Origin of the sequence: Rickettsia endosymbiont of Cardiosporidium cionae (assembly GCF_015476335.1) — a bacterium.
Taxonomy (GTDB): domain Bacteria; phylum Pseudomonadota; class Alphaproteobacteria; order Rickettsiales; family Rickettsiaceae; genus JADHZC01.
This window is the reverse complement of record NZ_JADAQY010000003.1, coordinates 19,952-34,403: the sequence shown is the minus strand read 5'-3', so window position 1 is coordinate 34,403 and position 14,452 is coordinate 19,952. Positions and strand designations below refer to the sequence as shown.

Here is a 14,452-nt window from a genome sequence, read left to right as displayed (position 1 = left end):
TCTATTTACTTTAGTATATTTTCTGGGTTGAACAACAAGTTTAGTTCTTTCCATACGTCATGCCTATCCTCTGTAAGATTTTCTAGAGGGCTGGATTGCATTACAGCTTTAATAGCACTGTCTGCAAATATTTTACACAATTCTTTACTATGATCACATAGTATTTCCTTTATTTCCACATGATTGACTACTTTATTTTTTCCAATTTTAATATTTAACAATACTGTAATATTATTTAAATGTTTTATTGCCATAGGATTTTCCCAATTCTGCTCTATTTTTTGCTTTATATATGATTGCTCATTGAGAGCTAGCACTTGCTCTTTAAGTGGTAATTCATTACTATTATCCTTTTTATCGTTAGTCTCTGTAAGAGAAATATCATTTTCAAGGCTTTTGAGTATTGATGTAATTACATCATTCTCTTTTGTGTTTCTGTTTGACTTTTCTACTTTTTTTTGGGGGGTCTGTTTTTTTGTATCGCTTTTAAACTTAGCAGGTTTTTTAATAATATTTTTTGTAGCAGGTTTAGCTTTTTTTATTATTTTAGATTTCAATATAGTTTTTTTGTGTGAGTTATTTGGAGTAACATTCTTTATATTTTTTGTATTTGTATTATTATCAGTTTTTACTTTTGATTTTGTAAGCTGATTTTGTAATTTATTCTCATTAACTTTATTCTGAAAATTATTATTTTGTAATGCAGTATTTTTACTACTGTACTTATTAGGATTTGGCTTAGTATTTGTAGTATCTTTTTTGTTAGTACTAATAATAGTCACGGGTAAGATTTTATCTGTATGTACTATTGTAAACTGTATTGGTTCACTATGTTTTGATTGTATAGTTTTAGATGTGAATATAATAATTAACGAAATCAGTACAGAGTGTATTACTGTTGAACTTATTAATGCTCTACCAAAAAAAATGGGCATCTGGTGTAAATCAATTAATTTTGCGTTTCTGAAATCATAGATAATTTAGTGAATCCTGCATTATATATTTCTACCATGATGTTTGATATAAAACCATATGATAAATTTTGATCTCCTCTAATAAAAATTCTATCATCTTGTTTTTCTTTAAGAATATTTGATAATTTTTTCTTCAGATCATTTTTTGCTATTTCTTGTTCAAAGATATAAATTTTACCTTCTTTATTTATAGTTAATACTATAGGTGTATCATAATTTTCAATGGATTTAGCATTATTTTTGGGTAAGTTAACATCCACACCATTTAACAGAGACTTAGCAGTAAGCATGAATACCACTAGTAGTACTAGCATTACATCTATCACAGGAGTGACGTTAATTTGATATATAGGTTTTTTATTGTTACTAATATATTTTTTTAGACTGGTTCTATTGTAATATCTCACAGTATGAATCTTATATATTAATCTTTGATAAAATAATATTTAATTCTATGATGAAGCTGTCAATCTGATTTTCTATTTCTTCTAGTTTTGAACAGAAATAGTTATAAAATATTAGAGAAGGTATTGCTACTAATAGCCCTATAGCTGTGACTAATAATGCTTCTGCTATACCAGGGGCTACAACGGCAATCGTAATATTTTGTGCAAATGATATTGATTGAAAACTGTGTATGATACCCCATACTGTACCTAATAAACCGATAAATGGCGAGGTAGAAGCTATATTCCCCAATATTGATAGATGTTCATTAAGATTTTTTATTGACTTCATCTGGGCAAGTTGCATTGCTTGCTCAATATTATGCATTTTTACTTCTTGTTTACTATCTGGTTGATTTTTATTTTTATATTCATTAATAGCATTTATAAAAATTAGTGCTAAGGGATTATCTATCTTATTTCTCACTTGCTGGTAGATTTTTTGAAAATTTTGTTCTGACCAGAATAATTTTTCGAAATTATTCATTAATTTTTTAGTTTTGGTTAAATGTAAAGATTTTGATATAATAAGAGACCAACAAAATACAGATACTATAACTAAGAATAATATTATTGCTTTGTTTAAGGTATCAGATGTTTCGAATAAATTAATTAATGATAGGTTATTAATATTTTGCATTTTGGAATGATTATGGTTAGTGATTACCAGAGGTTATTAATTATTTATTTTCCGTTATGAGCAAATCATGATAACAGATTTAATATGTATTTTGTAGTCATAATATGTGTTATATAGGATATAGTTGTGTTTAATCAAGTTTTCTAAAATCGTATTATTTAGTTTATTCACTTGATCCTTATATTTGTATATTTTGCTAATGATGAATAATAATTTTAATATATTGTAATTATTTTGAAATTGATTTGGTATAGAATAATTAATGCAAATAATAGTTTGATATATTAATTGAATTTCATTATAGTTTATAGCGTAGTAACTCTTAGCGTTTTATTTAGTATGTGTAGAGACAAAAATAGTTGGCAATATCAATAATTGGTTTTATTGATATTGCATTGTGTATTTGCAAGTAATTATATTTGGTATAAATGTATAAAGTAGGACTGTATGAATTATTTATAATATTAGTAGGTAATATTATTGTTTCAACTGTTCTGTATTACATTTGTGATATATCGTTCTTTCAGGCAAATTCTTTATTATTCATTTTGTATTTTTTATTAAGGTTAATTATTAACCTAGTGAATTTCATGTATATTTTAGTTACAAGATCATATCCTGAATATTGTAAATGCTTCAAAATATTAAAAATTTTTGGCATAAATTATAGCAAATCTTATAAGACTCATAATGACTTATATAGCGTATTTTATCACTTTCCGATTCCAACAATTACTACAGATAGTGCACTGAATATTTTATGTGTTAGCTTAACTGCTCAAAAATTCATGCACCAGCATGATGTTTCAGAAATAAAGAGGTTAGACAAGTTTTTAGATAAGGGTTCTCTAAAAATTTTTTATGATGCTTTATCAGGTAGTAAGGTTGTTGAACATATGACGTTAAAAACTAAGAATAAACATTTAACAATGTCATTGTATATAATGAAGATTTTTTTCGATTCTGATGCATTAATTATATTTACTTTTTTTGATGCAAGTTACCAAGGGCAGTTAGAAAATAATTTCGTACATTTGCAGAAAATCCAAGCAATAGGAGAGTTTGCTACTCATATCATACATGATTTTAATAATTTATTAACAGCGATAGTTGGTTTCACAGATATGTTGTTAATCAAACCCAATTCTGATCAAGATTCGTATAATAATATAATGCAAATAAGACAAAATGCAGTTAGATCAACTAAATTGATACAACAATTATTATTATTTTCTCGTAAGGGTTTGGTTGATCATAGATTGATAAATGCTTCTGATGCAATTACTGCATTATACCATTTGATTTATAAACTTTTAGGGTCATCTATTAATCTTTCTATAGAGCATAAAGGCGATCCTTGCTATATCAAAGTTGATCAAGGTCAATTTGAGCAAATTATCATTAATTTGTCTGTCAATGCTAGAGATGCTATGCCTAATGGTGGCAGTTTGCAGTTATTAACAGAAAAAATTTATATTTCTCATGATAGCGTTTTTAACAGCTATTATTCACCGCGTGGTACAAATTCAATTATTACTGAAGGTGAGTATGTGTTGATTACAGTGCATGATACTGGTGTTGGTATAGATCATTCTGTTATAGATAAAATATTCGAGCCATTTTTTTCTACTAAATCTTCCAGTGTCGGTACAGGATTAGGATTAGCAACTGTTTGTGATATTTTAGATAAAGCTGATGGATATCTTAGACTTAAAACTGATGTTAATTTAGGTACGAGTTTCTATGTGTTTTTGAAATTTTATGAATTGGATTTTAAAGAAATTGATGTTTTTCCTAATAGACAATTTAATGCTTTGCATTTTACTCAGAATAGTAAAATCAATAATATATCCATCCTTATAGTAGAAGATGAAGACCCTGTTAGATTGGTGAGTGTGTATGCATTGAAAAATGCAGGATATAATGTTATAGAAACGAATAATTGTGAAGAAGCAGTGAAATTGTTACATGAACATCAGCATAAGATTACTTTGGTCATTACTGATATCTCCATCACCAAAATGAATGGCTCTGAATTAATTAGATTTATTAAGAAATTTTATCCCAATATTAAAGTTATTATTACTTCTGGTTATTCAGAAAATAACTTGTCATGTACAAAAGAATTTTATTGTAATTTTTTAAGTAAGCCTTATTCTCTACAAGATTTACTTGAAATGGTAACCCTTGTAGTCGAAAATTATAACATCTAATTAATATTGTCTAAAAAATATTTTGTATTTAGTATGATTATATGTAATGGATAAAAAAGTCTTGCTTTGCTCCAGGTTTTAGGGTTATATTGGATAGAAATATAGTGATTTTGATGTATAAAATATTTAAATACTCATATGAAAAGTGTAGATAAATTACCAAACTCTTATATACCATCAGATGATGAAGAGTATATGAATCAGAAACAATTGGAATATTTCAGGGCTAAACTTAAAGATTGGTATGCACGTTTGTTGCGAGAATCGCAGGAAACGTTGAATCATTTAAAAGAAGAAAATTGGAATGAGTCTGATTTGAATGATAGAGCAACAGTTGAAAGTAAAACAGCTGTTGAGCTAAAAACAAGAACTAGATATAGAAAATTAATAGATAAAATTCAAGATGCCATCAGTCGCATTGATAATGGGTTATATGGATATTGTGAAGAAACTGGTGAAAAAATCGGGATAAAACGTTTAGAAGCAAGGCCTATAGCAACTTTATGTATTGAGGCACAAACTAGATATGAAAATTATAAGAAAACTCATATAGATGAAGATAATATATAAAAAAACTTTTTTAATTACTTTGTTCTAGTGTTTATGGATCTCCAAAACTAAACTTTCTACTAGTAAGTATTATATCTTGTTATAGCACTGTTTTATAAAAATTATTATACTCATTCCCAATATTTATAGAGAATATGTCATTGTCGGCCTTGAAAGGGCAATTTTTTACAAAAGCTATTACTGGTTATTTGGTAACATCTACTGATGAATATCTTAATGAATACACCACTGCTGCAGGTAGAAGATTAGAGTATATTACCAAATTTACTGGTTCTAATGGATTTGTTATTGTATTAAAGAATTGTTCTCTATTTTTTACTGATAGCAGATATTTATTACAAAGTAGTAAGCAGTTAGATAGTAAAGAGTATATTATAACGGATCAGAATTTATTTAACTCTTTTTCATGGAATGAGTTTATTTCAGAAGGTGATATTATAGGTTTTGATCCAAAAATTTGTAGTATTGAATTATATAAAAGGTTAAGTAGTGTTATTAGTTTAAAGCCTATCAATGTTAATTTGGTAGATCTTGTATGGCAAAATAAACCTGATAAACCTAGTTCATTAATATACGAATACCCCATTCAGTATTCTGGTCAAGTATTTGAATCTAAAATTGCTGAGTGTAGAAAGTTGTTGTCACAACATCAAGCAGATTATATGTTGGTTACCAGATCTGATAGTGTGTGTTGGTTATTCAATATCAGGGCATCAGATTTAGATTTTTCTCCGTTATTACTGGCTTTTGCTATTGTTTCTACGAAAAATTGCTATTTATTTGTAGATGATAAACGTTTGTCATTACAATTAAAAAAAATATTTCATGATATTGTCACTATTTTACCAGAAGATAGTTTTACAGATTTTATTAACATGAGATCAGATAAAAAATATTTATTTGATAAGGGAGCTTCTTGTTATATACATTTTTTAATGTGTAAAAAAAACACCATACCTGTTGATGATCATTGTTTTTATTTAAAATCATGCAAAAATCAAATTGAGATAGATAATTCTATAGATGTACACTTGTATGATGCAGTAGCTGTTTGTGAATTTTTATCTTTTATTGTAAATCTTCATGTTAATGATAGATTAAAGAATTTTTCAGAATATGATTTGGGTATAGAATTATCTAAGTTTAGGTCTCATAATAGTCGATATGTTTGTGATAGTTTTCCTACTATTTGTGGATTTAATGAAAATTCGTCCATTATACATTATAGGGCTAGCAAATATGATAGCAAGGTGCTCTCAGTTACTGGATTATTGTTATTAGATTCAGGGGCTCATTATAAAGGAGGAACTACTGATATCACTAGAACAATTGCTATAGGAAATGTTAATCCGAAGCATAAATATTTTTATACTAAGGTATTAAAAGGGCATATTGCTCTTGCTAGATTAATTTTTCCGAAATCTAAGATTACTGGTATGCATATTGATGTTTTAGCAAGGCAATATTTATGGCAAGAATATGAAGATTATTTTCATGGTACTGGTCATGGAGTTGGTGATTTTCTTAATGTACATGAAGGGCCTCAAAATATTAATTATTTGGTAGATAGCAATGTTGTTTTAAAAAAATTCATGATTTTATCAAATGAACCTGGATATTATATTAATAATGAGTTCGGTATTAGAATTGAAAATCTTATTTATGTAAATTCTACATCATATGAAAAATTTCTTAAATTTACTAACCTTACTTTAGTACCATATGATAGATCACTTATTGATGTATCAACGCTTAATCGTGATGAATTACTTTACATAGAACAATATTACAGTGAGATTCGTAAAAGGGTTAGACCGTTACTATCGGTAGATACTCAGTCTTGGTTAGATGATCAGTTAAAGATTATATAAAAATAATAAGATTGATCTTGTTAGAAATATCAATTTTAGAGTATTTCAGTGTAATATCTATCTAAAAATATAAATAGCTTTCAATGTTTGTGGGTAGTCTATACTAATGTAGTAATTTTCTGTATATGTTTGAGTGTATCAAGATTTTGATTAATATAAGGATTTATTCTGTGTTATCATGTTGTAAAATAGATCTATTGTATAATAGTATTTGTGAATATTATTGACTTGGCTACCAAATAATTATAGTATTCCCTTTTCCAAGTTATTTAAGGCTTCTCGAAGTTTAGTATGAGTATACTATAGTGGTATATTTTAAATTAGTAATAATGATAGCCAGTATTGGGGTTAATATGTCTTATCTGTTATCTCTTTTTTATTCAAAATAGCTATGTTCAATTCTTATCGCAGTGGGAGTGTTTTTTCTAAATTAAAAAATATTTTATTGCCAGTATACGGTTCAGAATTTAAAAAATTCTTTTTGATATCATTTTTAATGTTTTTTATTTTATTTAACCAGAATGTTTTAAGGATCCTTAAAGATACAATAGTTATTTCAGAATTAAATGCTGAGGTACTAAGTTTTATAAAACTCTATTGTATGACTCCAATTGCTGCAATTTGTCTAATAATATATATAAAATTACTGGAATACTACACTCTAGATAAAGTATTTTACTATTTTATCACAGCATTTACTGTATTTTACTTGATTTTTGTATTTATTTTATATCCTAATGCAGAACTAATACATATTAGCGCTAATAAGGTACAAGAGATAGGTGACAAGTATCCTTATTTGAAATGGTATATTTTACTATTTGGAAATTGGTCGTATATCTTGTTTTATTCTTTATCTGAGCTTTGGGGTAATATATTTTATGTATTGTTTTTTTGGCAGTTTGTAAATGAAATAATAGATTTTAAGCAAGCAAAAAGATTTTATACTTTATTTGCATTTATTGGGAATTCTTCACTAGTGCTAGTTGGCATAATTATGATACAATTATCAGATACTAAAAATTATTTCAACCAATATTTTGTTGATATAGATAGTAAATTTTTACTATCTCAAATTTCTGTATCTATGCTGGCGTGCTCATCAATTATATCATGTATTATATTATCTGCTATAATAAGAGATATTAAAGATAGTAAATTATTAAAGAATAGTAATAATATTTTTATAGCAGTACAAAAAAAAATGAATTTATCTGAAGGATTTAAATATATATCGAAATCCAAGTATTTATGGTTAATGCTTATTTGCTCTGCATCCTTTAGTTTATCCATAGATTTAGTTGAGGGTGTATGGAAATCAAAAATTAAGGAATTATATCCTAGTATTAATGAGTATGCATTATTTACTAGTACTTATATCTTGTGGACGGGAGTAGTTATAATGATCATAACAGTTATAGGGAATAACTTAATGCGACGATATAGCTGGTTTGTTACGGCAGTGATTACTCCTATTATTATTATGAGTACCGGTAGCATATTCTTTTTTTTAGTGATTTTTGAAAAGGATTTATATCGTATCGTTACCGATAAGGGATTATTGATATTGCCATTATTATCGCTTTCTGTATTTATAGGCGCAGTACAAAATGTTTTATCTAAGGGTGTAAAATATTCTATTTGGGATTCTTCTTTACAGATGTTATACATACCATTGAATGTAGAATTAAAGACAAAGGGTAAGGCAGCTGTTGATGTTATTAGTCCTAAATTAGGTAAATCATTAAGTGGCCTTATACAATCTTTAATTTTTACATTTACTGCATATACTACATATGGTTCTATATCTTATATTTTAATGATTTTATTTGTTATAGTATGTGTGATATGGATATATTCAGTCTATAAAGTGCATATAGCACATGCAAAAATTTGTTTGTAATGTGAAAATGCCCTATTAACAATGTTTATTATTTTAAATAAAAGTTATTATAAGTTTGTAATTAAATTTAATCGGTAATTTATAAATGTTTATTAATAAAATTTCAGCCAAGCAAAAAAATGATATCAATGTAGTTATTGAGATACCTATGAATAATAGTCCTGTTAAATATGAATTTAATAAAGCATCTGGATTTTTATTTGTAGATAGATTTATTCAAACTTCTATGTTTTACCCATATAACTATGGTTTTATACCTAATACTTTATCTCCAGATGGAGACCCATTAGATGTACTAGTCATTTCTAACTATTCTGTTATACCAGGAGCAGTGCTACAAGCAAGACCAATAGGGGTATTAATGATGGAAGATGAATCTGGCTTTGATGAAAAAATTTTATCTGTTCCGACTGTTAAGCTAGATCCTAGTTTTGAGGATATCAATGATATTAATGATTTACACCCTATAATTAAAGATAAAATTACACATTTTTTTAAACATTATAAAAATCTTGAAGAGAATAAATGGGTGAAAATATTGGGTTGGAAATCAGTCGATACAGCATTGAAAGTTATAGATGATGCCGTAAAAGCTTGGATAGCAACAGCTCACTGATATTTTATTTACTTAGCCTGAATAAAGCCACTTTACGAATTAATTCAGTCAAGCTATCATGATTTTTTATCTGGCTTGAATTTTTCATAAAAAATTTCTTTTTTAATATTTGCTATTGCTTGAGCTGGATTCAGTTTTTTAGGACAAGTTTTTGTACAGTTCATTATGGTATGGCATCTATATAATTTAAATGAGTCATCTAACATTTCTAGCCTTTTTGATTTGTTATTGTCTCTTGAATCTGCTATCCACCTATAGCTTTGCAATAATGCAGCTGGCCCTAAATATTTATCTCCATTCCACCAATAACTTGGGCAGGAAGTAGAACAGCATGCGCATAATATACATTCATACAGTCCATCTAGTTTTTTACGTTCTGTTTCTGATTGTAACCTTTCTGAATTTTTGTTTTTAGGCTTAGAATCACTTTGTAACCATGGTTCTATAGAGTGATATTGTAAATAAAAATCTTTCATATCTGAAATAAGATCTTTTATTACATACATATGAGGTAGTGGGTATATTACTATATCACTAGTTATACTGGATATAGATGTAATGCAAGCTAATGTATTTACTCCATCTACATTCATAGAACAACTACCACATATACCTTCACGGCAAGATCTGCGAAATGTTAATGTTGAATCAATTTGATTTTTGATTTTAATTAGGGCATCTAGAACCATAGGCCCTGTTGTAGTAAGATCTATTGTATAGATATCTAGTCTAGGATTATTCTTAGAATCTGGATCATAGCGATATATTTTAAAGGTTTTCGCAGATTTAATATTTTGTGATTCTCGAAAAGAATTTCCAGGTTGGATTTTAGAATTTATAGGTAAACCGAATAATGACATATTAATTGACCATATGACTGTGAATTTACTAATTAATATACTCTTTTTACAGGAGGGATAGACTCCACTTCATTTGTTAAAGTTTTTAATATTACATTTTTGTATTGTATAGATACAGTCTTATCATTTTTGATATATGATAAACTATGCTTTAACCAATCTTTATCATTTCTTTCTGGGAAGTCCTCCCTTGCATGTGCACCTCTGGTTTCTGTTCTGTTTGCTGCCGAGTGCATTGTTAATACTGCTTGATCTAAAAGATTAGCAAGTTCTAAAGCTTCTAATAAGTCTGTATTCCATATTAATGATCTATCATTAATATATATATCATCAAACTCAGTTCTAGCTTGATCAATCAGTTTTTTTCCCTCTTCTAATATATTGGCAGTTCTGAATACAGCGGCATATTTTTGCATGATATGTTGCATTTTTAGTCTTAGTTCTGCTACTTTTATATTTCCTTTACTATATCTGACTTTATCAAACCTGTGTATTATTTTGTCTAGATTAATTTTCTTAGATGTTCTGTGCTTGCTATTATTCAATGAGTGAATTATTTTTTGTGCTTTAATAGCTGCGGCCCTTCCGAATACTATAAGATCTAACAGAGAATTAGAGCCTAATCTATTTGCTCCATGTACAGAAATACAAGCTGCTTCGCCAATTGCCATTAATCCTGGTATAATTTGTTCATTACCGAATTTATCCAATTTGATAACTTCAGTATGATAGTTGGTAGGTATACCTCCCATATTATAGTGCACTGTTGGTATAACGGGGATTGGTTCTTTATGTATATCTACATTTGCAAAGATTCTTGCCGTTTCTGAGATACCTGGTAACCTTTTATCTATTATTTCTTTTGGTAAATGGCTTAGATGTAATAATACATGATCATTGTATTTACCTATTCCTCTTCCTTCTATAATTTCCATAGTGATGGCTCTTGATACTACATCTCTCGATGCTAAATCTTTAGCTGAAGCTGCGTATCGCTCCATAAATCTTTCACCATTTTTATTTACTAGATATCCTCCTTCACCTCTTGCTCCTTCTGTAATTAAACATCCAGCTCCATATATCCCTGTTGGGTGAAATTGTACAAATTCCATATCTTGTAATTGCAATGAAGCTCTGCTACACATACCTCCTCCATCTCCGGTACAGGTATGCGCAGACGTAGCGGAAAAATATGTCCTACCATATCCTCCTGTAGCTATAATAGTAATATGTGCATAAAATATATGGAGTTCCCCTTTTTCAAGTTCCCATGCTATTACTCCTACACATTGTTCATCTTCCATTAATAGATCTATTACAAAATATTCAATAAAGAATTGTGCATTATATTTGATCGACTGCTGATATAAACTATGCAATATGGCATGCCCTGTACGGTCTGCGGCAGCACAAGTTCTGTGAGCTGCTTTACCTTTACCATAATTGGTGGTCATACCTCCAAATGCCCTTTGGTATATTTTACCTTCTGTATTACGTGAAAATGGGACGCCATAATGCTCGAGTTCTATAATGCTTTGCATAGCATTTTTACACATATATTCGATTGCATCTTGATCTCCTAACCAGTCTGACCCTTTTACTGTATCATACATATGCCACCTCCAGTCATCATGCTCGGTATTACCCAATGCGGCACTAATACCGCCTTGTGCAGCTACAGTATGGCTCCTGGTAGGAAAAACTTTAGTAATGCAAGCTGTATTCAGATCGGCTTCTGCCATTCCTAGTGTTGCCCTTAACCCAGCTCCTCCAGCGCCTATTACTAAAACATCAAAATAATGCGTATTAATTTTGTACATTTTTGACATATATTGTTTTATTTAACAGATATATAATTAATTGATATTTATAAAATATATTCCTAATAAAAAAAATATGTTTAGTATATTAGCTATAATAGTTATAAATGATAGCTAATACTAAGCATAGAGGAGTCATTATTGAGTACACTAGTAAATGCATCAATAATATACTCCTTAATTTGTTAGATTGTATATAATCCTCAATTATTATTCTGATACCGAGGTATCCGTGATAAAAGATTAATATAACCAAAACAATCACTATCATAATATTTGCAGGTTCCTGTATCAAAAAAACTATTTCTGTTAGATTTTTTGCTTGGATTATTTTTAGAACAAGAATGCATGCAGTAAAAATGACTGGTATCATTAATATAGATGTAATGCGCTGAGAAAGCCAGTGCATAAAACCAGATTCTTGAGCTTGTAACTTGTTTATTGTCATTTAATACATCTAATATATAATTACTAAATCAGTATACAGTAACCAAATGTTATTGTTAATAAAATTGATAAAATTATTATCAATATGCCAGAAATTGTAATATATCGATTAGAAAATCCTATAGATATATCCCACAATAAGTGTCTTATGCCATTTAACATATGGTAGATTAATGCATAAATAGTAATAGTTATCAATAACTTTATGTACCAACTTTTCATGATATCCAGATATTTGGTAGAAAAATTGCTTAATATCCAAAAAGTCACACACCATGATATAATAGATATAGAGATGAAAAGTGCAATGCCTGTTAGTCTATGCATTATAGATAGTGCTGAAGTAATTTGTAGTCTGTATATACTTAGATGAGGTGATAATGGTCTACCAGTGTTTTTACTATTTTGCATAACTTCATTTTTTGTTATTTACTAAAAATACAGAATTTATTATATCAAATGAATAGTCAATATAAATATTTTTATTAAACGAGATTAGACATTAATTTAATTATAAACTTATATGGATTTTAATGATTGGAAGTATTGACAGCAGATCCTGATTGCATTACACTCTACTGCGATTTAATCATACAAATATTGGTTTAAAATTTATTTTGGTTATTTACAGCTATTAATATATATACATCCCTTAGCTCAGTTTCAGTATATTATAATGGGATTTTGATTTAAATAAAATTTTTGTGTGATTGTGCTTTTGATTTAAATCAGGAGTAGATTTTAATATATTTGATGCTAACAACGTAGTTAGGGGCGCTTATTGGTGGATTAATTGGGATATAGTTCTAGCGGTAGAACAGCGGCTTTTGATGCCGAAGGTCGGTGGTTCGAATCCACCTATCCCATCCAGTTTAGTCCAATAAATATCATATTTCAGCTTCGGTTATACTGAATTAATGATTAGCACTGTTACATATATAATATTTTATATTAATTATGTTGTATTTTGTTAATTATTAAAATGCATTAATCAGTTCTAAACTAAGTGATTTAATAAGCATTTTTTACTTTTTTTTTTGATTATGATATATATTTAATATATATCATAATTCAGGGTGTGCATTTTTTTAGTTGAAATAAGCTATGATAATCTGTAGTATTGGGGGTACTGTTGCCGAGTAGTTAAATTATGGGTTTATCTTTAGTTAATTGGTGTTAGTCTAATAGAAACAAATATAGTGTTTTTTATTACTAGAATAGTTTGATTTAATTGATTTTATCAATTTGAGTAGAAGTGTTTGATATAGCTGTTGTTATTTTGTTTTACAATTTAGATAGGAAGAGCAAATGAGAGTATTATTAATAGAAGATGATGTATCTGCTGCTAGATCTACTGAGTTAGCATTAGCTACTGATGGGATTATATGCGATACAGCAGAGGTAGGAGAAGATGGAATAGAGATAGGTAAAATATACGATTATGACGTAATTTTATTAGATCTCATGTTGCCTGATATAGATGGTTATGAAGTGTTATTGAGATTACGTTCTGCTAAAGTTAAGACTCCTGTTTTAATTTTGTCTGGTCTATCAGCAGTGGATCAAAAAATCAAGGGGTTGTGTTTTGGGGCTGATGATTATCTTACAAAACCATTTAATAAAGGTGAATTAATAGCTAGAATTCAAGCTATTGTAAGAAGATCAAAGGGGCATTCTGAGTCAGTGGTTAAGTTTGATAAAGTTTCTATGAATTTAGATACTAGAATAGTTGAAGTTGATAATAATAGGGTATTTCTTACCAACAAAGAGTATGCGATATTAGAGTTGTTAGCTATGCGCAAGGGGACAGTATTGACCAAGGAGATGTTTTTGCATCATTTATATAGTAGTGTTGATGAACCTGAAATTAAAATAATAGATGTTTTTATTTGTAAGTTAAGAAAAAAATTAGCTAAAGCTTCTGGAGGGATTAATTATATAGAAACAGTTTGGGGTAGAGGGTATATGTTAAAAGATCCTGCAGCGGATTCTTACCAAACAGAGCATTTATTGGAAGATAAACATTCTGTAAATATCAATTGTTAGATTAAATGTGGTGCTTTGTTGTTCAACTGAGTGTATGATTTTTGTT

13 protein-coding genes and 1 tRNA gene are annotated in these 14,452 nt (G+C 28.4%); 7 read left to right on the top strand and 7 right to left on the bottom strand.

Annotated features, from left to right (window positions below; translation table 11 throughout):
* Positions 1-5: 5 nt before the first annotated feature.
* The 3 genes from IHI24_RS02500 to tolQ are packed head-to-tail and all read right to left on the bottom strand — an operon-like array spanning position 6 to position 2,060.
* Complete coding sequence (locus IHI24_RS02500) at positions 6-935, bottom strand: hypothetical protein (protein WP_194966492.1); 930 nt, start codon at positions 933-935, stop codon at positions 6-8.
* A 14-nt stretch (positions 936-949) separates the two neighbouring features.
* Positions 950-1,381 (bottom strand): ExbD/TolR family protein, encoded by a 432-nt coding sequence (locus IHI24_RS02495; RefSeq protein ID WP_228777145.1) that lies wholly within the window; start codon positions 1,379-1,381, stop codon positions 950-952.
* A 10-nt stretch (positions 1,382-1,391) separates the two neighbouring features.
* Positions 1,392-2,060, bottom strand: a complete 669-nt coding sequence (gene tolQ, locus IHI24_RS02490; RefSeq protein WP_194966491.1) for a protein TolQ — start codon at positions 2,058-2,060, stop codon at positions 1,392-1,394.
* Between the two features lie 428 nt (positions 2,061-2,488).
* Here tolQ and IHI24_RS02485 point away from each other — a divergent pair, with 428 nt between their 5' ends.
* From IHI24_RS02485 to ppa, 5 genes are all read left to right on the top strand, one after another.
* Complete coding sequence (locus IHI24_RS02485) at positions 2,489-4,273, top strand: response regulator (RefSeq protein WP_194966490.1); 1,785 nt, start codon at positions 2,489-2,491, stop codon at positions 4,271-4,273.
* 138 nt (positions 4,274-4,411) lie between these two features.
* Positions 4,412-4,843 carry an RNA polymerase-binding protein DksA gene (gene dksA, locus IHI24_RS02480; protein ID WP_194966489.1) on the top strand — a complete coding sequence of 144 codons (432 nt, stop codon included), beginning with the start codon at positions 4,412-4,414 and terminating at the stop codon, positions 4,841-4,843.
* Positions 4,844-4,977: 134 nt separating this feature from the next.
* Positions 4,978-6,714: an aminopeptidase P family protein gene (locus IHI24_RS02475; protein WP_194966488.1), complete on the top strand. Its 1,737-nt coding sequence runs from the start codon at positions 4,978-4,980 to the stop codon at positions 6,712-6,714.
* A gap of 391 nt (positions 6,715-7,105) precedes the next feature.
* On the top strand, positions 7,106-8,617 hold the full coding sequence (locus IHI24_RS02470; RefSeq protein WP_194966487.1) for an Npt1/Npt2 family nucleotide transporter: 1,512 nt from the start codon (positions 7,106-7,108) through the stop codon (positions 8,615-8,617).
* A gap of 85 nt (positions 8,618-8,702) precedes the next feature.
* Positions 8,703-9,233: an inorganic diphosphatase gene (gene ppa / locus IHI24_RS02465; protein WP_194966486.1), complete on the top strand. Its 531-nt coding sequence runs from the start codon at positions 8,703-8,705 to the stop codon at positions 9,231-9,233.
* A 56-nt stretch (positions 9,234-9,289) separates the two neighbouring features.
* Here ppa and IHI24_RS02460 read toward each other — a convergent pair whose 3' ends face one another.
* The 4 genes from IHI24_RS02460 to sdhC form a co-directional block, all read right to left on the bottom strand.
* A complete protein-coding gene (locus IHI24_RS02460; protein WP_194966485.1) occupies positions 9,290-10,093 on the bottom strand; it encodes a succinate dehydrogenase iron-sulfur subunit in 804 nt (267 codons plus the stop codon).
* 32 nt (positions 10,094-10,125) lie between these two features.
* On the bottom strand, positions 10,126-11,922 hold the full coding sequence (gene sdhA, locus IHI24_RS02455) for a succinate dehydrogenase flavoprotein subunit (protein WP_194966484.1): 1,797 nt from the start codon (positions 11,920-11,922) through the stop codon (positions 10,126-10,128).
* Positions 11,923-12,001: 79 nt separating this feature from the next.
* Entirely contained in the window at positions 12,002-12,322 is a 321-nt protein-coding gene (sdhD, locus tag IHI24_RS04800; protein WP_407690724.1) for a succinate dehydrogenase, hydrophobic membrane anchor protein, read from the bottom strand.
* Positions 12,323-12,384: 62 nt separating this feature from the next.
* Positions 12,385-12,771, bottom strand: a complete 387-nt coding sequence (gene sdhC / locus IHI24_RS02445; RefSeq protein ID WP_194966482.1) for a succinate dehydrogenase, cytochrome b556 subunit — start codon at positions 12,769-12,771, stop codon at positions 12,385-12,387.
* Positions 12,772-13,154: 383 nt separating this feature from the next.
* Here sdhC and IHI24_RS02440 point away from each other — a divergent pair.
* Positions 13,155-13,230: transfer RNA gene (locus IHI24_RS02440), tRNA-Gln, on the top strand.
* A 438-nt stretch (positions 13,231-13,668) separates the two neighbouring features.
* A complete protein-coding gene (gene ctrA, locus IHI24_RS02435; protein WP_194966481.1) occupies positions 13,669-14,406 on the top strand; it encodes a response regulator transcription factor CtrA in 738 nt (245 codons plus the stop codon).
* The last annotated feature ends 46 nt before the right edge of the window (positions 14,407-14,452 follow it).

Excerpts from the sequence above, each read along its gene's own strand:
- sdhD (WP_407690724.1), bottom strand. The coding sequence starts at position 12,322 with ATGCACTGGCTTTCTCAGCGCATTACATCTATATTAATGATACCAGTC.
- IHI24_RS02475 (WP_194966488.1), top strand. The coding sequence starts at position 4,978 with ATGTCATTGTCGGCCTTGAAAGGGCAATTTTTTACAAAAGCTATTACT.
- IHI24_RS02500 (WP_194966492.1), bottom strand. The coding sequence starts at position 935 with ATGCCCATTTTTTTTGGTAGAGCATTAATAAGTTCAACAGTAATACAC.
- dksA (WP_194966489.1), top strand. The coding sequence starts at position 4,412 with ATGAAAAGTGTAGATAAATTACCAAACTCTTATATACCATCAGATGAT.
- sdhA (WP_194966484.1), bottom strand. The coding sequence starts at position 11,922 with ATGTCAAAAATGTACAAAATTAATACGCATTATTTTGATGTTTTAGTA.
- sdhC (WP_194966482.1), bottom strand. The coding sequence starts at position 12,771 with ATGCAAAATAGTAAAAACACTGGTAGACCATTATCACCTCATCTAAGT.
- ppa (WP_194966486.1), top strand. The coding sequence starts at position 8,703 with ATGTTTATTAATAAAATTTCAGCCAAGCAAAAAAATGATATCAATGTA.
- IHI24_RS02485 (WP_194966490.1), top strand. The coding sequence starts at position 2,489 with ATGTATAAAGTAGGACTGTATGAATTATTTATAATATTAGTAGGTAAT.
- IHI24_RS02460 (WP_194966485.1), bottom strand. The coding sequence starts at position 10,093 with ATGTCATTATTCGGTTTACCTATAAATTCTAAAATCCAACCTGGAAAT.
- ctrA (WP_194966481.1), top strand. The coding sequence starts at position 13,669 with ATGAGAGTATTATTAATAGAAGATGATGTATCTGCTGCTAGATCTACT.
- tolQ (WP_194966491.1), bottom strand. The coding sequence starts at position 2,060 with ATGCAAAATATTAATAACCTATCATTAATTAATTTATTCGAAACATCT.
- IHI24_RS02470 (WP_194966487.1), top strand. The coding sequence starts at position 7,106 with ATGTTCAATTCTTATCGCAGTGGGAGTGTTTTTTCTAAATTAAAAAAT.